The sequence below is a fragment of the Polyangium sp. 6x1 genome, assembly GCF_029946515.1.
Taxonomy (GTDB): domain Bacteria; phylum Myxococcota_A; class Polyangia; order Polyangiales; family Polyangiaceae; genus Polyangium.
This window is the reverse complement of record NZ_JARZHH010000116.1, coordinates 1-20,392: the sequence shown is the minus strand read 5'-3', so window position 1 is coordinate 20,392 and position 20,392 is coordinate 1. Positions and strand designations below refer to the sequence as shown.

The following is a 20,392-nucleotide window of genomic DNA, read 5'->3' as shown; positions in this document are numbered from 1 at the left end:
GGTTCTACAACCACGCCCGGCGGCACTCGTACCTCGGGTATTTGAGCCCGGTCGAGTTCGAATTGAGAGCACAAGTGGCCGCGTTTGCGGCATAGTCGGTTTGTCCACGGGAGCGGGGGAAGATCAACTCGCGCCGGTCACTACGACTGTCTTCCCTGTAAATCGTTTGAGTGTGCTCACTACGGCTCCGTAAGGTTCGTTGCGGGAGACTCATCGCCGGGCTCACATGAACAACGCACGAGTCAGGCGGACGGCGTATTCCGCGTCCGGGTTCGTTGTGGCGTCTCCGACCCGCTCCATGATTGCCGCGATCGACAGGTCGCGCCGCTTCGGCAATCGCGACCGATCTGCCGCAGCAATCGCGGCGGGCATCTCCTCGCGGGTGAGGTCCGTGCAGTAGCACGGAGCGCCAGGCTGCTGCCGCCACGACTCCGCAAGCGTCCCTGCGTCGAATGCGTCGAACCCGGTGTCCTCGACGAGCGCCATTCCCACCTTGCGATCCGTTTCGCGATCGGCCGCAACGGGGAGGGCGATGCGGCTCGGACTGCCCGCAGGCTTCCCCTTCTTCGCAAAAGAGTCGGAACCGATCGCGTTCCACGCCTTGACGATGGGGCGGCCGAGCTGTTCGGCTACCCAGAGGCTTTCTACCTGACCGGCTTCGATGGCGTCGATCCTGCCGTCGCGTTGCGGATAGTAGTTCGACGTGTCGATGACGACCGTTTCGGCTGGTACGTTGGCGATCAGCGGCGCAATCCCCGGAATACGGTTCGGGGGGATCGAGATGATCACGATGTCAACGTCCGCCACGGCTTCCGCCGCCGAGACCGCGCGTCCGCCGAAGGCCAGCACGTCGGCCTCGATCGTGTCAGGGCCGCGGGAGTTGGCCACCTTCACGTCATGTCCGGCCGCGCTCAACTTTCGGACCAAGGTCTTACCGATATGGCCAGTACCCAAAATGCCGATCTTCATGATTAGAATCTCCTTGTAGTCCTTCGAGGGTTTCATTCGACTGCCGGGTGCGCGAGTGCTTCGAGCGTGCGCCGAAGGTCGTCCAAGTCCCGGTCGGTAAGCTGGCATGCGGTCTTAATCTTGTCGGTGATGCCCCGGACCTCGGCTTCGAGGGCGCGGCCACGAGGTGTCAGGTCGACCAAGACGCGGCGTTCGTCGGCGGGGTCGCGTGTCCGCGTCACCATGCCGGCGACGTCGAGCCGCTTGAGCAGCGGCGTGATCGTGCCCGTGTCCATGTCGAGGCGGGCACCGAGTGCGCCGACGGAAAGCGGCGCGCCATCCAGCAACTCCAGGATCACGAGATACTGGGGGAATGTCAGGCCCAACGGCTCGAGAAACGGCTTGTGCAAGCGCACCATCCGGTTCGCCGCGGCATAAAGCGCAAAGGAAAGCTGTGTGCCAACGCGTTGCCGTTCCGAAGCCATCTTCTTCTAGCTCCCAAGCATCTAGGTGACTAGCATCTAGTTCACTAGATAATGCCGCGTGGTGGCTTGTCAAGCGCTGCCCATCAGAGCGAGCCCGTCACCGACCCCGCCGCGCTGCGCACACCGTGGCACATCCCCCGACCAAACTTGCGGCGCCCGCGGACAGGTGGGAGGACCCAGCCGTAAGCCCATTGATACGCCCAGACGAACGACCATGCGGCCAATCCGGTGCGCCCTAGTACATCATCCCGGAAATTCGTAGTGGTTCACGCGATCGGCATGAGCATCCAGCCGAAGGAACCTTGGAGGAGGTCGAGCAGCGGCTCCTGCTCGCGGTCCTGATAGGGCGTGGGCTCCCAGCGGGAGCGGCAATTGAAAATTTCATGAAATCCGCACCCATGACAGATCGGGGGGCGGAAGATCGCCCTGGGATTTAGCGGTCATGAAGATCGTGTGGGTTGCTGGAGGGGGATTGCCCCAGGGGGCAACTTACTGCGGGGCCCCGGGGCCCCCCGGGTGCGAGGGGGCCCGCGGTTGGATGGCTCACCGTCGCTTCATGACGCGAAGAAGTTTGGCGACGGCCGTGTGTGCCGCCCGCGCGGCGGCCATGTCGTCACCGGTATCCGGCATCATGGCGAGGAGCCTGCCGGCAGCCTCATGCGCAACCATCGCCGCGTCGAGCTCGCCTGCCGCCGCCGCCGTGACCTCCCCTTGCACGAGCACGGCCAGCAGGGTCCTGCGTGGGTCAGCTCCGGGGATGCCCCAAAGGGCGGCCACGGGGTCCGAAGCGGCACCAACGCGCCCCAACGGCGCCGATCCGTCGTCAGCCGGACGCGGATCCAGCGGGTTACGCCGGGTCAGGGGTGCTAGAACCGTTCTCGGGGGGTGAATCGGCCGGGCTTTGCCTGGCCGAGAGGGGGACGCGAGGCGTCCCCCTCGGGACGAAAGAAGCCTAGAGCATCGAGCGGTTCTTGAACCGATCGATGTTCTAGGCTGGGTGCCGCTCGAGCAGGATGTCGCGCACCGAAAGCAGCCGCCCGTCGGCCTCGCGGTCCAGCCGGACAATCCCGTCGCCCCCGCGATTCTCCATCCGCCGGCGATAGTCTGCATCGACCAGCGCATCGTCGTCGAAAACGATGTCGTCGATCCAGTAGGGCCGCCGCCCGGGCTCGAGCACGGTCAGATGGACATGCGCGGGCAGGCTTCGGTCGGGATAGGGCGCGGGTTTGATCGTCTCGAAGCGGTAGCGCCCGTCGGCTCCGGTCTTCGCCCAGCCGCGCAGCCGGCCGTGGCGGCGGCTCCACTCGGTCTCGGGCGTGCCGTTGGCATAAAAGCCCGCCGAATTGGTGTGATAGGCGTAGATCGTCACGCCGGCCGCAAGCCTGCCGTCGAGCGCGATCACCGTTCCCGCCAGCACCAGCGGTTCGCCCGGCTCGCCCGGCGGCGCGATCCGCGCGCTCGAAGCGGTCGGCTGCCGCTCGAACACGCCCTCGCAGCCCTCGCACCGGTAGAGATCGGGGCGCGCCACCGCCGATTGCCGCGGCTTGTCGTCCGCCGCCCGGCACGCGCCGAGCGCCACCACGCCGCCCATTCCCAAGATCAGTTGCCGACGGTCCAATTGCGCTCTCCTTCGCGAGCGCGCAGCCTATCATGCGAGGCGATCGCAAGAGCGAAGCGAGAGGAGCTCATGGAGGACGAACCCCCGTCCGCCGTGCGCGGCCATCTCCACCGATCTGTTCGAGCTCACGGGAACGGGGGGCGCGTGAACCGAAAGGAGGGTGAACGCGAAGCCCTCCGAGCCCGGGAGGGTGCGAGATCAGCCGAGATCAGGGGACGTGTGGCACCGGGTTCTGCAGGATGCCGGTCACCGGTGGTTCTCGCTTGCACGCCGAAGCGCGGAGCGGGCCCCTGCGAAAGGAAGGCTATACAATGTTCAAGCACGCTCTTGTTTTGCTGATGATCGCTTCCGCGTCCCTCGCGGGCTGTGCCGTGGGGGGCGACGAGCTCGTCGACGAGGCCGAGCTCGCGCTCGAAGACCGCGAGGACAGCGACGGGCGCGAGGACGGCGACCTGCTCGCGCTCGAGGGCGCCGGAGAGGCGCCGGACCCGCTCGACCGTGGGCGCGCCTGCACCCAGTCGGAGTTGAACATCGCCAACCAGCACGCCGACGACTACCACACCTGGCCGATCCCCGGCTCTGCGAACGTGCACGACCCGTACGTGACCGGCTGCACCGTCAGCAACGGCTGGATCGTCTACACGTACGCTTACCCCTGATCGGTACGGAACGCGGGAGGGCGTCGTCGCGAGCACGACTCCACCCCCCGCGTCGCGCAATCCGACTCGTAAAGTCTCGGCATTGCGCTAGAAAAAGTCGCGGATGCTCCCCGCGTCACTTCCGCTGACCTTGCGCGCGCCGAACCCGCCCGCGCTCTTCCTGGGTCGAGAGAAGGAGCGCGAACAGCTCCGCGTCGCGTTCGCGAGGGGTCCCGTCACGCTCGTGAGCGGCGAGCACGGCGTCGGCAAGACAGCGACGGTCTTGCAGGTCTTGCGCGAGAGCTTCTCCGAGGTGCCCGTCGTCTTCGCGTCCTTCGGCGGGTTGCCGGACGGTGTCGCGCCGGATCGCGAGCTCGTGCGCATCGTCGCCGCCGCTGCGAGCGTCACCCAGATCGCGTGGGCCTCGGTCCTTCGTGTGCGCGAGAGCCTCCCCGAGGTGCTCCTCGACATGGCCGAGCGCGCGCGGCTCTGGCTCGTGCTCGACGGGGTCACCGCCGATCCGCTGCTTCGTGATCTCATGAGCGTCGTCTCCCGCTACGCGCGCGAGTCGCGGTGGATCGTGACCGGTGAAGGCTTTTGCGAGAGCCGCTTCGTCCCCGGACAGAGCCTGCGCCTCGGGCCGATGCCCGATGCCGAGCTCGCGACGTTGGCGCACGGGACCGCTGCGAGGTCGCTCGATCTCGGCAGGGCCGTGGAGGCCTCCCGCGGAAACCCCGGCGCGCTCCTACGCGCCATAGCGTCGGGCGCCGCGCCGGATGTCCCGATCGTCGACCCGATGCTCTCGGCGATGCGCGCCCTTTCCGATCGCAATGCCGCGACGGTGCTCGCGTGGCTCGACGAGCACGCAGAGGAAGCGCTGCGCGACGGCTATGCGCGCAACCTGTACGCGGTTCTGTCGCTCCGGCGCCACGAGCCGGAGCTAGGCCGGTGGTGGATGCGCTGTGCCGCGGAAGTGGGCGATCTGGCGGCGCTGCCGCACGGCGCCGCGCAGCACGCCTCGCTGAAGGACGCTCTGGTGCTCCTCGAGGCGTTCTTCTCGGGGGGCGATCTCGACCGCTCGCTCCGCGACGCGGAGGCGCTCGTCGCCCGCGCCGAAGCCGAGGGCGCCCCTCGGATCGCCGGCGAGGCGAAGACGATCGCCGTCCAGTGCCTGGTGATGAAGGGTGAGCTCGCGCGCGCTCTCGCCCTGGTCGAGTCGATTGAAACGGAGGACGACGAGCTCGCCTGCTTGCGTGACGGGAGCGCCTCGACCGTCCTGGCGCTGATGCATCGTAGCGACGAGGCGCATGCACGCCTCGAGAGGGTCCGTGCCGGCGCAGTACGCCTTCCCTTCCGCGCGCAGAACCCGATCCTCTTCCGCGCCGCCGACACCCTCTACCAGCTCGGCCTGCTCGAGGAGGCGCACGACGTCCTGTCCCAGCTGATGTCGGGCGATCGCGCTCGCTCGCTGCCGTTCCACCACCTCGGGCCGATCCTCCTGCTTCAGCTGCGAATCGCGATCGACCGAGGTGCCCTGCGCGACGTGGCGGCCCTGGAAGAGCGGCTCGCGGTGTTCGCGCGGGAAGGGACGCTCCAGCACCCTTTCGCGGGATCATGCCGGGTGTTCGCGCGCGTGTGGGCGGGCAACTTCGACGGGATCGGCGAGGAAGTGAGCGATTCGCTCCAGGCTGCGCGCGAGGGAGACTTGCTCGAAGCCCAATCGTCGGCGGCGATGGCTGCGATCGAGGTCGCGCTGGCGCGCGGCACGGACGTGGGCGTCACCCTGCGCGATCCCCTCGTGCTGTCGTTGCGAAACGGGGCGCCCGCGAGCCCGCTGCTCGAAGAGATTCTGCGGCGCGCGCGCCTCCGCCTCGGCGAGCACGTCTCCTCCGCGCCTCTCGCGGTGCGGAGCATCGAGCACGAGATCGTGGCGCGCCTCGCCGATGCCGAGGCGCACGTGCTGAGGGGCGCCTGGCACGAAGCGACCACGGCCTGTCGCGCGGCGGTCCAGCACGCCTCGCGCTGGGGCTACGCCTCACGCGAAGCGCACGCGCGCTCGACGCTGACCTTCCTCCTGCTCGCCCAGGGCCGCCGCGAGGAGGCCGCGCAACAGGTAGGAAGGCTCCGCGAGTCGGCAGAGCGCATGGGGAGCGCGCGTTTCGTCCGCGAAGCCGAGCTGCTCGCGTACCTTTCGCAGCCCGCCGCCTCGCTGCTGGAGCTCGTGGCTTGGGCACGCGACGAAGCCCCCGCCCCGATCGTCGCGCGCTGCGCACGACGCCTGCTCGGGGCGCCCGCAGGTCCCGACGCCGTCGAGCGCGCGCTGTTCGACGCGCTCGTCGGCCACGTCGGCAAGATCACGCACCTCGCGCCGGGATCCCTCCCGAGCTGGGGCATCGCCGACGTCGATCGATCGGTCGTCCTCGACGACGGATCGCGCATCTCGTTCGAGTCCAAACCGCTGCTCTGGCGCCTCCTCGAGGTCCTCTGGGATCACGGCGGCGAGGCCAGCAAGGAGGAGCTCGTTCGTGAGGGCTGGGCGCAGCCCGACTATCACCCGCTGCGCGACGACAACCGGCTGCACGTCACCATCCGCAAGCTGCGGGGTCTGCTGATGGATGGCCAGCCTCCCGCTCGCATCCTCACGCGCGACGAGGGCTACGCCCTGGGAGGCACCCCCGTCCGCGTCCGCTAGGTGCGGCAGATCAGTCGAGATCAGTGGCTCGGCGCGGGGCGGATCCGACGAGCGGCGCGCACGGCGGCGGAGCTGGGACTGGGTGCGTGTGGACCCCTCGACCAGGCGATCCCCGAGTTCGGCGGAACGAGGAAAAGGGCGGCCGAAAGGGCATTCGAGCCGCTCCTTGGCAATGCAAACGCTGGTGCGCCGAACGAGAGCCCACGCTTCTCTTCGAGCGCGAGGCTCCGTAGAATCGGCCCATGAACACCGAGCAGGCCGTCGTCGAAGGCAAAGACTACACCCGTACCGTCTGGTTCATCGCCGGCCCCCAGGCGACCGAGCACCCGCTCTGCGTGTTCCTGGACGGAGAATACTATCTCGAGCGCGTCGGCGCCCTGCCCATCCTCCAGGAGCTGATCGCAAGCCAACGCATTCCGCAGATGTCCTTCGCCTTCGTTCCGAGCAACGGCCCCCCGTCGCGACACGAAGACTTCGTCTGCAACGATCGCTTCGCTCGATTCATCTCCGAAGACCTGGTTCGCTGGGCCAGGAACCGAGCGAGCACCATCCGCGGCGAGAGAAATCTGGTCTGCGGTCTCAGCCTGAGCGGCCTCGCCAGCGCGCACATGACCCTGACCCATCCCCACGTCTTTTCGTCCGCGCTGAGCCAATCCGGCTCCTTCTGGTGGGAACGCAAACGGTTCGCGAGCCTCGCACGCGCATTCCCGAAGATCAGCTCCCGCCACTGGCTCAGCGTCGGCGACCAGGAGCTCGAGGACAACGCCACCCATCCACCCACGGGAATGCGCCAGGAGTTCACGCAGGTCGCCGGAGTGCAATCCGCCGTCGATGCGCTCGAAGCCAGCGGCGCCAAGGTGAGGCATCACGTGTTTCACGGAGCACATGCGTTCGAACCTTGGCGGGCTGAACTGGCCGACGCGCTTCCGTGGCTGTGCAGCGCTTAGGACAATCTGCGGTTCCGTCGAAAGGTGGCCTATCCGTTCGACATGTTGCCATATATTGCTGCGGAGGGACTCGATGACGGTCGCTATGAAGCGAGAAGTGCTGACAATCGAGTCCTCTGTGAGGGTACGCTCGACGACGTGATCGCAGCTGTGCTCCGAGCACTACGCGAGTGAAGGCCAGGGGCTATTGACCACGCGCGCCACCGCGAGAGCTCGTTCTTGCCCATGAGCGGCCATCGCGGCTCCCGGCGCGAGCGGCCTCGCGAGCCGCTCGCGCTGATCCCACAGCGTCTGCGACTCCACGAGCAGGCCCTCGCGGCGCCGGCGCGCGTTGTCAAATCATCATCGACGACTCACTTGGCGTGAAGCCCTCCGCCAGCTGCTCGTTGATCAGCGCAGCCACGTCGGTCGCGATGTTCTTCGACGCCGTCTGACGCTCGAAGATGTCGCCGTCTACGTCTCTCGTCCGGACGCAGACGCGGTTGTTCAATCCCGCGACCGACCACACGCGCCCGTCGGGATGCACGAATGTCCGCCACGGCACGGGAGTCTGCCTCGCCGGAGGCTTCGTCCATCTCCGCCTCTTCCACGCGAACGGCGCGATGCGAATGCGCGCGTCGATTTCACCGCTCCACTTGCAGGCCACCCCCTCGGCGCGCAGGGCGTCGAGGACGGCGTTCGCGACGGCGGAGGCGCTCTCGTCCGTCCCGTCCAGCGCGCCGAACGTCAGAAGGAGGCCCTCGCCTTCGACGCCGCGCTCGACATCCTGGGCGTGGTAGAAGACCGCGCCGAGCACCTTTTTCTTCTTCGACCCGAGCGAGGCAATGCGCGCGTTGACCTCGGCCCATCCCATCGCCTGGGTTCCGCCGACGTTCTGCATTGCCACGACACCGCTGCGCTCGAGCCTCGTGAATGCCTCGTCGATGGCGTCGTTGGTCGTGCGGTCGGCCCAGCGCTGTTCGAGCGCAAAGTCTTCGCTCCAGAGCGCCCTGCAGTAGGCGCGAAACGTGTTCGTGGCCGACTCCGCCACGACGTCCGGCGCGGCCTCGCTCGCGCACGCGAGGATGTAGTTGGTGCTGCCGTCCAGCGTCTTGAAGCGCTCCGGGGTGCCTCTCACCAAGATGCGCGCGCGGCGGAGGGCGGCCGCGTCGAGCTGGTGAGCATATTCTGTGGCGATACTCGCTGCCGTGTCCATCAGGCCGCGGAGTGTACCGAATGGATGCTGTCGGGGCAAACGGCATCTTGCTCGCGCTCGATGACGCTCGCTTGAATACGACGTCTACGTCGGGGGTTCGCGCGTCGTGCGCGCTTCGAGTTCTTTCCGGAGCCTTCGGCGTTCGCCCTTCGGCAGCTCACGAGCGAGTTTCGCAATACGATTCAGCTCATCATCTGCTGGAAATGTGACGTCCTCGTCATCGCGAGCGAAAAGGTGGCCGGTCGCAAGATGCATGTCTGGGACGGTCCGTGCCATGTTCACCTGGAATTGGACTGCGGGAAATGGCGAGGATCGCGCCACTCATCCGAAGGCAGACTTTTGGCTCCATCCCGAGTGCGGCTGTTTCACCTCCATGATGGAATACGTCGCCGCCGTGACGTCGACTCCCGTGGAGCTCACATGCTTTCAACCGGGGGGGCATGCTTGACGTCAGGAAGGCAGGTCGTTAGAAAACGCGTGCCTGTTGGAGAATGGTTACGGGTGGGAGTACTGCCCCTACGGGAGAAGGTGACGCAAGTAGATACTTGATGAATGAGTGGACCGCCGGTACTCACACACGCCTACGACAATGCGTGAGTGACTTCATTGCGAATCAAGGCGGGGGCCGTGGTTTGTTCGCAAGCAAGGAGTGATGAGTGACGTCACGTAAAACAGGGCTTGACCGATACCGGATGGAGTGACTCCACCCACCGTGGGACCAGATCAAATCAGGGATAACGAAGAATTCGCTGAATTGGACGAGAGTGTTCCGTAGGAAGTTTGTTTGGTCTGACCAGACGGGTCGTGCACCTGCGCGTGGACGCCTGCGCCGTGTAGAGCCCTGATGGCCGCACGAGGGTCGGCAGAGCGTGCGCGTACGATCCGGCAGACGTCTGCGGTTGTCGATGGCAGGGCGCGGATCCAGCGGGTTACGCCAGGTCAGGGGTGCCGGAACCCGTAGCGGAGGCGGGCGCTCTTGAATTCCTCGCCTTCCCTCCCGTAGAGTGCCCGTCTCGACTGGCACACGCCGTGGCATCGCCATGCATACGCACTCCGGAGCCCTCCTCGTCCCCATCCTCTGGCTCGCCGCTTCGCTCTCCGGCTGCACGAGAGACGCCGTTCCGCAGGGATCGCCGTCCCTTCTGCCAGCGAGCGCGTCGAACCCGCTGTCCGACGCAGCGCCCGCGCCTTCGGCGTCGAACGGCGCATCGAAGCGGCTCGATTGCGAATGGGTCCGCCAGAAGGACAACTGCTGGCAGACGATGAAGCGCGAGATCCGCGCCTGCCTCGGCCCCCTCCCGATCGAGGGCACGCTCGCGCGTGACCAAAAGACCTGCACGTCCTCGAATGCAGAGGTGCTCTTTCGACCCGAGGCGCCGAGCGCGCCCACCTGGGCCCTCGACATCGAGGTGCGCGTCGCGAACGAGACCTGCTTCCGCTATCGCGACACGGGCCCGGAGACAGGGACGAGGACGGACATTCCCCGGGTACACGTCCTCGAGGGGCCGACCGGCGCGACGATTTCGTTCACGTCGGGCATGCCCCTCACGCTCGTGTGCCCCGACGGATCGACCTTCCGCGCGGGCCCTGCGGATCTGGGCCTCGAAGGATGCGCCACGGAGCGTGTCTGGGAGGGCGCGCTCCCGCTGGGTGGAGGGAACTTCGAGCCCAACACGTCTCCGATCTGGCTGTGGCTCGATCCACGCTGGGGGAACGTCTTCGAGTGCGAACGCCCGCACGACTGAGCTCTGCCGGACGCGTGCGCACGACGAGCAGGCCCTCGCAGCGACCCGCGGGGCGGAGACAGATTCGGCCCTGCGGGAGCGCGCGGCGATCCTGTGGCGCCCGATAGACACACGCCGATCGTCACGCCGTACATCTCGAGGTCGCATTTTCGTGGAGGCCTTTCGCAAGCCTGCCGCTCGACCGCGCGTCGGACACTGTCCGATTCGAAGGGTTGCATCGTGGCTCGCACGCAGTGTAATGAGGAAAACGGCGCGTCTTCGTCGCACGCTTCTTTGCCCTCGCGACGAGACGCGCCGTTTGCGCGTCCTCTCGCCGTCTCTTTCCAAGAAGGAACTCACGTGACGAATCATCGATTTCATCCACCGCTGTGGCTCGGGCCGCTCGTTTTGCTTGCGGGCGCCTGTGGCGTCGATTCCTCGGGGATGGGCCCAGGAGGAGACGGGGGCGGGCAGGCTGCGAATCCAGCGTCGGAGGAGACGGCCGAGGCGCGGGCAGCGTTGACGGCGGGAGCGGGCAGCCTGGGTGACTGCAATGGGAATCCGGCGCGCTGCGCGGCGGTGAGCCTTTCTGCAGGCAACGGGCATACCATGGCATTGAAGTCGGACGGCTCCGGCTGGGCCTGGGGATCCAACACCTATGGCCAGCTCGGGGACAACACGAGCACGCAGCGAATCACGCCGGTGCCAGTGACCATGCTGAGCGGCTTCACCGCGGTGGCGGCGCGAGGCTTGCATTCCGTGGCGTTGAAGTCAGACGGCTCCGTCTGGGGCTGGGGAGCGAACAATTTCGGCCAGGTCGGCGACGGCACGACCACCGATGGACAGGTGCCCGTACCGGTGAGCGGGCTGAGCGGCGTTGCCGCGGTAGCCGCAGGCGACTACCACACGGTCGCGCTGAAATCGGATGGCACGGTCTGGACGTGGGGTCGCAACGACACCGGCCAGCTCGGCGACAACACGTTTACCCAGCGAATCACGCCGGTCCAGGTCACCGGGCTGAGCGGCGTTACCGCAGTGGCGGCGGGCTTCGGACACTCTGTGGCGCTGAAATCGGACGGTACGGTCTGGGCCTGGGGGTTGAACTTCAAGGGCCAGCTCGGAGACGCCACGACCACCAACAGGATCACGCCGGTCCAGGTCGCCGGGCTGAGCGACGTTACCGCAGTGGCGGCGGGCCACTCGCACTCTGTGGCGCTGAAATCGAACAGTGGGGTCTGGGCCTGGGGGTGGAACGTCAAGGGCCAGCTCGGGGACGGCACGATCGTCGATCGACACACCAGCGTGTACGTGGGCGGGAGCAGCGGCACTGCCGCGCTGGCGGCGGGCTACCAGCACACCGTGGCGGTGAAGTCGGACGGCTCCGTCTGGGGCTGGGGAGCGAACGATTACGGCCAGCTCGGGGATGCCACGACCACAGATCGACTCAACCCCAAGCAAGTGAACGGCCTGATGAGCGTTGCCGCGGTGACGGCGGGCCAATTCCACACGGTCGCGTTGAAGTCGGACGGCACGGTCTGGGGCTGGGGGCTAAACCTCAATGGCCAGCTCGGGGACAACACGACCACCGAGCGGCATACGCCGGTGCAATCCAGCGGACTCAGCCTCTTTTCGGCATGCAGCGCCCTGGCGGCGTGCGACGCGGGGACGGGCGTGTGCCTCGCTCCGCCGGCGGCGAACGGGACGGCATGCAACGACAGCAATGCTTGCACGAAGGTTGATACGTGCCAGTCGGGCACGTGCACCGGCGCGAGCCCGGTGATGTGCGCAGCGCCGGACGAGTGCCACGATGCGGGCACCTGCAACCCCGCGACGGGCGTGTGCTCCAGCAATCCGGCGAAGGCCGATGGCTCGTCGTGCAACGATGGCAATGCCTGCACGCAGATAGACACGTGCCAGTCGGGCACGTGCACCGGCGCGAGCCCGGTGACCTGCGCGGCAGCCGATCCGTGCCACGATGCGGGCATCTGCGATGTCGCGACGGGCCTATGCTCCACGCCGGCGAAAGCCGATGGGGCGGAATGCGACGATGGCGACGCGTGCACGCAAACGGACACTTGCCAGAATGGGATGTGTAGCGGTGGCAACGTGCTTGTCTGCCCGCCGGTGGGCGAGTGCGAAGTCGGGCTCTGCAATCCGGTCAATGGGGTGTGCTCACCGATCCACAAGCCGGACGACACGCCTTGTGCAGGCGGGGTTTGCCTCGCCGGCGTGTGCCAGATCGAGAATCCGACGTCGAGCTCGAGCGCGACCGGGACCGGCGGTGGCGGCGGTGGCAGCGGCGGCAGCGGGACCGGGACCGGCGGCAGCGGCGGCAGCGGCGGTAGCGGCGGCAGCGGCGGCAGCGGCGGCAGCGCGACCGGGACCGGCGGTAGCGGCGGTGCCGGCGGCAGCGCGACCGGGACCGGCGGGATGATGGCGACGAGCACGACCACGGGTGCAGGCGCAGGCGGTAGCGCCGGGGAAATCCCGTCGAGCGAGAATGGCTGTGGCGCCTGCGTCGTCGGGGGCGGCTCGGCGAACGGAGCCCCCTGGATCGGTCTCGGGCTCTTGCTCGCGTTGCGGCGAAGGCGGCAGGGCGCTCGCGTAGGCGCGCGGCCGTGAGGTGAGCGCCATCCGCGAGCAGAAGGCGGCCGCTTCCCCTCGAGCGCGCCGCCCCCGTCCGCTTGTTACGGCTTCCTCGTCCCCTCGACGACCATCCCCCCCCCGTTCACGGTCATCCCGGTCGCCTTGCCGCCTGCCTCGCGCTTGAACGTCACGCGCCAGCCGAGCGTCCCCATCACGAACTCGGTCTCCGACTGCGGGATGAGCTCCTCCTGGGGGAGCCTCGGCGCGAGCATCACGAGGCGCCCGCCCTCTTGCTTCACCTCCGCCATGCCGAACGGACCGCCCGAACCGTCCTGCAGCACGTAGCTGCCCGCGACGCCGGCCGCCGACGCCGCGCTGAGCTCGATGGCCGTCACGCGCATCGGCGCGGTATCCGGCCAGCCGTACTCCGCGGCCAGCGCGAGCTGGATCTCGCGCAGCAGGGACGCCCCGCCTTCTTCGTTGTTCGTCATCACCACCGCGCCCACGCCGATCTCCGGGTACATCGTGACCGCGCAGACGAACCCCACGGTGGAGCCGCCGTGCCCGAACTCCAGCGAGCGACCGCTCCCGCTGAGATAGGGCCCGAGCCCGATGCCGTCCTTCACCGCAGTGAGCATTTGCTCGGCCATCGCCTGCGAGAGCAGCGCCTTCGGCCGCCCGGCGCGCGCGTCGGCGATCGCGATCGCCCACCGGGCGAGATCGCTCGCCGTCGTCCAGAGCCCGGCCGGGGCCATCTCCGGATACACGTGCCACCCGCCAGGGATCGTCTTGCCCTCGCCGAGGTGGGCGCTGGCCGCCTCGCCCGCGCGCGCGGCGGCCAGCGGCTGCTCGAACGTGCTGTGGGTCATCCCGGCCGGCCCGAACACGAGCTCCTGCATGAGGGCAGGGAAGGACTTGCCGGTGACGTCCGTCATGAGCAGCTGCATCACGAGCGTCCCGCCGCCGGAGTAGCGCGAGATCGAGCCCGGGACGGCGTCGACGCGCACCGGCCCGGTGTTCGCCGGAGCCGTCCCGTTCAGGATCTGCACGAGCGTCGGGATCGGCTGGTTCCGCTCGTAGCCCGGAAAGCCGTGATTGGTGAGCCCGGCGGTGTGGCTGGCGAGCCGGCGGAGGGTGACCTTCTCCTTCTCGGTGTGCTCGTTGTCGGGCACCTTCCACGTCTCGAGGTAGCGGTTGACGTCGGTGTCGAGCTCGAGCGTCCCGCGCTCGACGAGGCGGAGCATCGCGGTGGCGGAGACGGGTTTGCTGATGGACCCGGCCTGGAAGAGCGTCTCGGGCGTGACCGCATCCTTCGGGTCGGCCGAGCCGGCCGTCTTCACGCCGGCGCCGCGGGCCCACGCGATGCGCCCGCCCTCGATGACGGCGATGCTGACGCCGGGCACGTGGTGGTGGGCCATGCGCTCTTCGAGCGTCCAGCGGACGGGCGGCCGGCCGGCGATCTCGACGAACGGTCGCAGGCCGCGGAGGACGTTTGCGACGTGCGGCTCCTGGGCGGCGCTCGTCGGGCCGGCGGAGCTTGCGGCCTCTGTGGTTGCGGGCGGAGGGGTGTGCGTGACAACGGGCCGCACGCAGGCAGAAAACGTGACCGCTGTGCAGCACAAAAGGGAGAGAGAACGCAGCAAAGGGCCCATCGTGCGGCGAACGACACCGCGCACGGCGCGTCGGTTCCCGTGCTTTCCGCATTGCATGGCGGCGACCGGTACGAGCGGCATCGACCCGAGGACACGGTACTTGACCGAGTCGTGCAGCGCGTATTGGGACTCGTTTCTTTCGCCCTTCACGACCGAGGCGGCCGCTCCCCAACCTCGCGGGCGCCGCGCCGGACTCTTGTCCCAGCCCCCGCCTCCTCGCTACGGTAGGGCCATGGGCCTGCAACTCACGCCCCTCGGCACGCTGACCCTCGCCATGGGCGAGTCGATCACGCTCCCCAACTGCCCCTCCGGTCTCCGCGTCATTGTCGAGTTTCCCGCGATCACCTGGGAAGGCGAGCGGCTCCGCGCCCGCCTCAAGGGCAAGGCGGCGGCCGACTGGATCGCGATCGGCCCCGAGGGCACGGCGACGCTCGATATCCGCTTCACGATGGAGACCGAGGACGGCGCGGTGATCTTCGTGCAGACCCACGGCCGGACCGACAGCGCCAAGTTCGCCGCGGGCGCTCCCGTGTACCTCGCCCCGCGCTTCGAGACGGGCGACGCGCGCTACGCCTGGTTGAACCGGATCCAGGCCGTCGCCAAGGGCAAGCTCGAGAGCGGCGCGGTGCGCTTCGAGGTCCACGAGGTCGTGTAAGTGCCCCTCTCCGCTGCAGCCGAGTCCGCGCTTCGCGACGCGCTTCGTCGCTTGTGGCCGGCACGGAGAGCCGCTGCGATTGCACTCCTCGACGCCGGATGCGCGCAAGAAGAGGCGCTCGCGGTCCTCCTGGCCGAGGCCGACGCTGAGCCTACGTCGCAGGTGGTTCGGTTCAACAGCATGGGCCGTTTTGGCGTCTCGCGTTTCGGGCAGGCCTCGGCCGAGGATGCGCTCCGAGCGGTGCGTGAACCGCAGGCATTCCTCCTCGACGCGTTATGTGCCGCCGCGCAGGACCCGGCGACGGAACCCTGGATACGAGCGAAGCACGTGCGTCGTTACCTGTTCTTGGCCTTTCGATTGCCGTCCCAGGCAGCGCGAATTCGGGGGCTTCTCGAGGACGAGGCGTCGGCGGTCTCGTTCGCGGCGTTCGACTTCTTCCGCCGCCGCCCGGTGCCAGCGGTCGCGATCGAGGTCATTGCCGCAGGGCTCCAGGATCCATCACGGCGCGACGCGATGGCCCGCGTGGCGGGCATCCTCTGGTACTGGCATGAACAGCAGTTGCCCATCGACTCCTGGATCGACGGATTGCTCTCTACCCTCCGCGAATCGTCGAGCGCTGCCATCCGGCGCGAGGCCGTCCGCATGCTCGGCGCATTTGTCCACCAGCGCGAAGACATCCGGGCTGCGCTCCTCGGTGCGCTGGACGATCCCGGTCGGTATGTGCGTGAGAGTGCCGCCGCGTTCCTCGAGCCTGACGACAGCGCGCATGCGGCGCCGATGCGCGCAGCGCAGGCTCCCCGTCCAGACGTCTCCGAGAGGGCCGCCGAAGCGCTCCGCATGCTGCATGCCTTCACGGAGGCCCTTTCGGGCGAGGATGCCGTCGCTCGGCGCAAGGCCATCCTGGGCGCCGCCGAGCTCGCCGAAGGCCCCTCGCGCACCCTCTCGGGATATCGTGCCAATGCCTCGCAGCTCTACCGCGAAGCGGCGCTCCGCGGCAGGACCGAGGTCGATCCGCACGTCCGCCTCGCGGCGGCGCGCTTGCTCGCCTTCATCGACATCTCCTCGCCAAGTGTCAGCGCAGAGGCCTCCGAGCCGCCCGCCTGGGCGCAGTGGACGGCGTGGGCGCTCGCCGATTCCGATGCGAAGATCCGTCGTGCCGGCGCACGCGCGCTTTCGGCGCATGAAGGGAAGCTCGCAGGGGCTTTGCCGCTCCTCCTCGCGCTCTTCGCCGATCCCGACGCCGAGGTCGCCGCTCACGCGGAGCGCGCATTGTTGCGCTTCGGCGCCGAGGCCGCGCCGGCCCTCGGCAGGATGCTCGAGTCGCCCCGTCCCCGGTTTCGATACCGCGCGGTGCGCGCGCTCGGTCGGCTCGGCGAGGCGGCGCTGCCTGCCGTGCCGGCGCTGATTGCCCGGCTCGAAAGCACCAAAAGCATGAGGCTCTCCCGCCGTATCGCCAAGCTGCTGGGTCGGCTCGGCCCTGGCGCTGCCGAGGCCGAAGCTGCGCTGATCAAGCTGCTCGAGAACTGGGCCACGGATGAGACGGTCGCGCGCAATGCAGCATGGGCCCTCAGTGCGATGGCCGCAGCTTCGCCGGAGGCATGCTCGGCACCGGCGGTCCGGTAGAGCCGCACTACGTTCGGCGGGGCGTTTCATTACGCCACACGGTTGATTTCGCTCTCCATCCTGAGCATGTCGACGAATCGACCGGCGGAAGCGTGGACCTCGCTTCCGCGTCCAGACTCCGCACGAGCTCCGCCCCCTTGTCGCCGTCTTGAAAACGTATATTGTCGATCGGGTGAAAAAGACGGCCCTCCTCGCGCTTTCCATGGGCATCTTGGCTTGCGGCCCGAGCATTGAAATCACCGAAGCGGCTTCCACCGGGGCTCGCCCTCGCCCCGATGCATGCACGCCCGGTGCGGCTCCGAAGCTTGCGTCGATCGACCGGAAAGAGCTCTCGCCGCCGCCTGCCCCGGTGGGCTCCATGGTCCTCGATCCCAAAGCGAGCCGCGCGCTCGTCATCGGCGGCATCTCGCTGAAGGGCGGTGGTCCTGCAAAACAGATCTCGGTGCTGGACCTCGCCTCGCTCGAGCACCACGTCCTGTCGCTCGAAGGCGATCCGGTCGAGGTGCCCACGTTCGCCGCAGCGATATGGGATCCCGAAAATGAACGCGCCGTCGTCATCGGCGGCACGGGAAGCGCCGCTGATCTGGCGCAGGTCTTCGCCGTACGTGTCGAAGGGGACGCGGCGATCATCGATCAACTCCCCGAGTTCCCGATCGGCTCTGCCTCGGCTCCCGCCGCCGCGTACGATCCCATCGGCAAAAGGGTCCTCGTTGCGCCGTTCATCCATGCAGACGATCCGGCGCTCACGCTCGCGTATCGCGGGACGTACGCGCTCGACCTTCGGCCAGGCGCCGAGAGTTGGTCGACGCTCGTTCCGGGGGAAGCCGGTCCGCCAGCGCCGCAGCTGAGCGAATCGCGGCAAATGGCTTATGATCCCGCGCTCGATCGGATGGTGATGGTGCGGAGCGGGCAGACGTCTGGGTCGACGGACGTGTGGGCGCTCGACCTTCAAAACCCGACGTCATGGATCGGCTTGGCGGGGACGCTCCCTGCTCTCCCCGTGTCCACGCCGTCGCTCCTCTGGGACGACGTCTCGTGCTCGTTTCTTTCGTTCACGCGTACCCCGAATGCGTGTGGCTTCGACGCTTGGGCGATCGACGCCGCTGCCACGCTCTTCGCACCAAGCCCCCTCGGCAGCGCCATGTTTGGTCCCGGTGGGCCCGGAAATGGAAGCGTCTTGCTCGATGCCCCTCGAGATCGGCTCCTGATCCTGGACGGCAGCGATTGCACCGAGGATGACTGGCTAAAGACCGTCGAGATCGTCGGAATCGAGCGATAGTCGTCCGCGACTCGCGGGGAAACAGGGTGCAACGAACGACCCGTCCCGTGTAGCATGGGCGGAGACGCATGCCCCTCGAGACCGTTCCTGCCGCCACCACCGCCGAAAGGCTCGTCGAGGTTCTCGAACGCGACGGCGCCGTCATCGTCGAGGGGCTCGCGACGCCTGCGGCGATGGGCCGCATCGGCGATGAGCTTGCGCCTTGGCTCACACTGCCGATCGAAAAAAGCCCGCTCGGCAACGATCGCTTCAAGGGCATGAAGACGCTACGCACCTCGAGCCTGATCGCGAAGTCGCCGGGTTGCCGCGACCTCGCGACGACGCCACGCGTGCTCGAGGTGCTCGACCGCGTGCTCGGCCCGCAATGCGCGACCTATCAACTCTCTTGGACGCAAGCGATTCGCATCGCGCCGGGCGAGATCGCGCAGGTCGCGCACCGCGATACGAACATGTACCCGTTCGCGCGCCCCGGGCCTGAGTGCTTCGTGAATACGATCTGGGCGCTCACCGAGTTCACGAAAGAAAACGGCGGAACGGTCGTGTACCCCGGCAGCCATCTATGGTCCGACGAGCGCGTGCCCACCCCCGACGACGAGGTCGCGCACGTCGAGATGGCGCCCGGTTCGGTCGTGATCTACTACGGCTCGGCGTATCACGGCGGCGGCGCGAACGTGACGACCGACCGCGATCGAATCGGCATTGGGCTTGCGTACACGCTCGGCTGGCTTCGCCAAGAAGAGAACCAGTACCTCGCGTGCCCGCCCGAGATCGCGCGCGATCTGCCCGAAGCGCTACGTACCTTGATCGGCTACGCGGGGCACTACCCGTTCTTGGGTTGGCACGAGGGCGCCGACCCCGCGCTGCACAAGGGCGCAGGGCAACGAAGGAAGTACGCGACGCGTCTCAAGGGCAGGGGCTGAGAGCGCCGAGAATACACCGGGAGCGGGAGCGGCAAGCGGAGGCGGAAGCGGAGGCGGAAGCCGAAACGCTTCCGGCGGCCTGCGCGACGCGCCTTGCACGCGTACAAATCGCCCGATCGACGCCGCTCGGTGGGGGCTGCACGCGTGCAAGGCGCTCCCACCGATCTGCTCGGCGTGCCTTGCACGTGTTCAAGGCACGTCGAGCAAGCGGCGCGGGAGCGCTCGCGTCGATGCAAGCGTCGCCGTGACGTGTTCCCATCGCCCCTTGCATCGACGCGAGCGCGCCGATCACGGCGTCACAGCCGCAGTTGCTCCGGTGCATCCCACGCCGTGCACCGTCCCTGCGCACCTTCGCGCCGATGCAAGGACGACCGCGCAGGCGCACGCGCTCCCTTCGCGTGGACGCAGCCGCGGGCGCCGCATCGCCCCCACCTCGCGAGAGCAAAAATCAGTCGGACAGAAAAAGTTCCGCCGCAGCGTCGAACGGCCCGCGCGGTCATCACGACGCGCAACCACGAACCCCACGCGCCCCGAGTGCCCCCGCCTCCCCGGCGCGTGTCCCCTTCAAGGAGGATCGCTCATGCAATCGCCCACGCCCGCCACCCCCGTCTCGAAGTGCCTCGATCTCGCCAGCTATTCCGCGTGTATGCTCGGCAAGTTCTCTTCCCACGCCGCATTCGCCGCGCTCGAAGGAAAGATGTGCCAGGGCGCCGCCGAGCTCGCAGCGGCGCAAGCGGAGTACGAGAAGGCCGTCAAGGCCATCCTGCCCAAGCGCGTCGACGTCAAATACGAAAATTACGTCTCCGATCGGCGCATCCGGCTCTCGCAACAGAAGGTCGAGATCGCCGACGGCAAGCGAAACGGGCGGATCGCGACCCTGGTCTTTCCGGAAGGATCCGCCCCGATCACCCGGCTCGTCGGCGCCTCGCAGGTCGAAGCCATGACCGATCTCGAAGGGCGGCTCGCCGCCGCCCAATCGCTCTGGCCAGAGGCCGAAGCCGAGAAGGTCGAGCTCGGCGCATTCCGGCAGCGTTATCAGTCCGCCCTGGAGAACCGTCAGATCGCCGGCCAGAAAGCGCGCGATCTCCGGGCAGCTCGGAATGCAGCGAAGGACAAGTTCCTCACGATGTACGCCGAGGTGATGGCCCGCGTCGAGGCCGAGCTTCCGCGGGACAAGGTCACGCAGGAGCTTTTCTTCGACGAAGTTCGCACGAGGTCCGCCCTCGAAACCGCGGACACGAACGAAGGCGACGAGGCCGGCAGCGAGACGACCGAAGGTCCGACGCAGGTCGTCTGACGCATCTCCCGAGGCGCCTCGCTGGGGCTTTGCCCCAGGCCCCACCAGGAGCTGTCCGCTCCTGGACCTGGACCAGCGCCCGCGCTGGACTGGGGGTCGATGAACTGCGCAATGCGCAGGTAAAAGAACCGCC

General features: G+C 67.9%; 17 protein-coding genes. 11 read left to right on the top strand and 6 right to left on the bottom strand.

The genetic code is table 11. The annotated features are described in order from the left end of the window. Positions 1–95, top strand: a 95-nt coding sequence (locus QHF85_RS49870; protein WP_348652822.1) for an IS3 family transposase, incomplete at its 5' end; no start/stop codon positions are given. A 127-nt stretch (positions 96–222) separates the two neighbouring features. On the opposite strand, the gene QHF85_RS47310 is transcribed toward QHF85_RS49870, so the two are convergent. From QHF85_RS47310 to QHF85_RS47295, 4 genes are all read right to left on the bottom strand, one after another. Next, on the bottom strand, positions 223–969 hold the full coding sequence (locus QHF85_RS47310) for an NAD(P)-binding domain-containing protein (protein WP_281334130.1): 747 nt from the start codon (positions 967–969) through the stop codon (positions 223–225). A 32-nt stretch (positions 970–1,001) separates the two neighbouring features. After that, complete coding sequence (locus tag QHF85_RS47305) at positions 1,002–1,433, bottom strand: MarR family winged helix-turn-helix transcriptional regulator (protein WP_281334129.1); 432 nt, start codon at positions 1,431–1,433, stop codon at positions 1,002–1,004. 543 nt (positions 1,434–1,976) lie between these two features. Then, entirely contained in the window at positions 1,977–2,156 is a 180-nt protein-coding gene (locus QHF85_RS47300; RefSeq protein WP_281334128.1) for a hypothetical protein, read from the bottom strand. 265 nt (positions 2,157–2,421) lie between these two features. Continuing rightward, complete coding sequence (locus QHF85_RS47295) at positions 2,422–3,051, bottom strand: hypothetical protein (protein ID WP_281334127.1); 630 nt, start codon at positions 3,049–3,051, stop codon at positions 2,422–2,424. Positions 3,052–3,362: 311 nt separating this feature from the next. Here QHF85_RS47295 and QHF85_RS47290 point away from each other — a divergent pair, with 311 nt between their 5' ends. The 3 genes from QHF85_RS47290 (at position 3,363) to QHF85_RS47280 (ending at position 7,328) form a co-directional block, all read left to right on the top strand. Next, a complete protein-coding gene (locus tag QHF85_RS47290; RefSeq protein WP_281334126.1) occupies positions 3,363–3,710 on the top strand; it encodes a hypothetical protein in 348 nt (115 codons plus the stop codon). A gap of 103 nt (positions 3,711–3,813) precedes the next feature. Continuing rightward, a complete protein-coding gene (locus QHF85_RS47285; RefSeq protein WP_281334125.1) occupies positions 3,814–6,381 on the top strand; it encodes an AAA family ATPase in 2,568 nt (855 codons plus the stop codon). A gap of 242 nt (positions 6,382–6,623) precedes the next feature. Next, the gene (locus QHF85_RS47280) at positions 6,624–7,328 is read left to right on the top strand and encodes an alpha/beta hydrolase-fold protein (protein WP_281334124.1); all 705 of its coding nucleotides are present in this window, start codon (positions 6,624–6,626) and stop codon (positions 7,326–7,328) included. 334 nt (positions 7,329–7,662) lie between these two features. Here the strand turns inward: QHF85_RS47280 and QHF85_RS47275 are convergent, their stop codons facing one another. Then, entirely contained in the window at positions 7,663–8,445 is a 783-nt protein-coding gene (locus QHF85_RS47275) for a hypothetical protein (protein WP_281334123.1), read from the bottom strand. Positions 8,446–9,563: 1,118 nt separating this feature from the next. Here QHF85_RS47275 and QHF85_RS47270 point away from each other — a divergent pair. Together QHF85_RS47270 and QHF85_RS47265 are read left to right on the top strand one after the other, a co-directional pair. Continuing rightward, entirely contained in the window at positions 9,564–10,268 is a 705-nt protein-coding gene (locus QHF85_RS47270) for a hypothetical protein (RefSeq protein WP_281334122.1), read from the top strand. Positions 10,269–10,691: 423 nt separating this feature from the next. Next, positions 10,692–12,869 (top strand): MYXO-CTERM sorting domain-containing protein, encoded by a 2,178-nt coding sequence (locus QHF85_RS47265; protein ID WP_281334131.1) that lies wholly within the window; start codon positions 10,692–10,694, stop codon positions 12,867–12,869. Between the two features lie 65 nt (positions 12,870–12,934). Here the strand turns inward: QHF85_RS47265 and QHF85_RS47260 are convergent, their stop codons facing one another. Next, the gene (locus QHF85_RS47260) at positions 12,935–14,422 is read right to left on the bottom strand and encodes a serine hydrolase domain-containing protein (protein ID WP_281334121.1); all 1,488 of its coding nucleotides are present in this window, start codon (positions 14,420–14,422) and stop codon (positions 12,935–12,937) included. Between the two features lie 295 nt (positions 14,423–14,717). Here QHF85_RS47260 and QHF85_RS47255 point away from each other — a divergent pair, with 295 nt between their 5' ends. The 5 genes from QHF85_RS47255 to QHF85_RS47235 all read left to right on the top strand — a co-directional run bounded on the left by QHF85_RS47255 (position 14,718) and on the right by QHF85_RS47235 (position 20,259). Continuing rightward, positions 14,718–15,140 (top strand): DUF3237 domain-containing protein, encoded by a 423-nt coding sequence (locus QHF85_RS47255; protein WP_281334120.1) that lies wholly within the window; start codon positions 14,718–14,720, stop codon positions 15,138–15,140. Between the two features lie 513 nt (positions 15,141–15,653). Continuing rightward, positions 15,654–16,763: a HEAT repeat domain-containing protein gene (locus QHF85_RS47250; protein WP_281334119.1), complete on the top strand. Its 1,110-nt coding sequence runs from the start codon at positions 15,654–15,656 to the stop codon at positions 16,761–16,763. A gap of 172 nt (positions 16,764–16,935) precedes the next feature. Next, positions 16,936–18,042, top strand: a complete 1,107-nt coding sequence (locus tag QHF85_RS47245; protein ID WP_281334118.1) for a hypothetical protein — start codon at positions 16,936–16,938, stop codon at positions 18,040–18,042. Positions 18,043–18,110: 68 nt separating this feature from the next. Next, positions 18,111–18,962, top strand: coding sequence for a phytanoyl-CoA dioxygenase family protein (locus QHF85_RS47240; protein WP_281334117.1), 852 nt, complete (start codon positions 18,111–18,113; stop codon positions 18,960–18,962). A 580-nt stretch (positions 18,963–19,542) separates the two neighbouring features. Further along, the gene (locus tag QHF85_RS47235) at positions 19,543–20,259 is read left to right on the top strand and encodes a hypothetical protein (RefSeq protein ID WP_281334116.1); all 717 of its coding nucleotides are present in this window, start codon (positions 19,543–19,545) and stop codon (positions 20,257–20,259) included. Positions 20,260–20,392 lie beyond the last annotated feature (133 nt).

Bases quoted from the DNA above. Each gene is read 5' to 3' on its own strand.
- QHF85_RS47310 (WP_281334130.1), bottom strand. From the start codon at position 969: ATGAAGATCGGCATTTTGGGTACTGGCCATATCGGTAAGACCTTGGTC.
- QHF85_RS47305 (WP_281334129.1), bottom strand. From the start codon at position 1,433: ATGGCTTCGGAACGGCAACGCGTTGGCACACAGCTTTCCTTTGCGCTT.
- QHF85_RS47290 (WP_281334126.1), top strand. From the start codon at position 3,363: ATGTTCAAGCACGCTCTTGTTTTGCTGATGATCGCTTCCGCGTCCCTC.
- QHF85_RS47285 (WP_281334125.1), top strand. From the start codon at position 3,814: ATGCTCCCCGCGTCACTTCCGCTGACCTTGCGCGCGCCGAACCCGCCC.
- QHF85_RS47280 (WP_281334124.1), top strand. From the start codon at position 6,624: ATGAACACCGAGCAGGCCGTCGTCGAAGGCAAAGACTACACCCGTACC.
- QHF85_RS47270 (WP_281334122.1), top strand. From the start codon at position 9,564: ATGCATACGCACTCCGGAGCCCTCCTCGTCCCCATCCTCTGGCTCGCC.
- QHF85_RS47265 (WP_281334131.1), top strand. From the start codon at position 10,692: ATGGGCCCAGGAGGAGACGGGGGCGGGCAGGCTGCGAATCCAGCGTCG.
- QHF85_RS47255 (WP_281334120.1), top strand. From the start codon at position 14,718: ATGGGCCTGCAACTCACGCCCCTCGGCACGCTGACCCTCGCCATGGGC.
- QHF85_RS47250 (WP_281334119.1), top strand. From the start codon at position 15,654: ATGGCCCGCGTGGCGGGCATCCTCTGGTACTGGCATGAACAGCAGTTG.
- QHF85_RS47240 (WP_281334117.1), top strand. From the start codon at position 18,111: ATGCCCCTCGAGACCGTTCCTGCCGCCACCACCGCCGAAAGGCTCGTC.
- QHF85_RS47235 (WP_281334116.1), top strand. From the start codon at position 19,543: ATGCAATCGCCCACGCCCGCCACCCCCGTCTCGAAGTGCCTCGATCTC.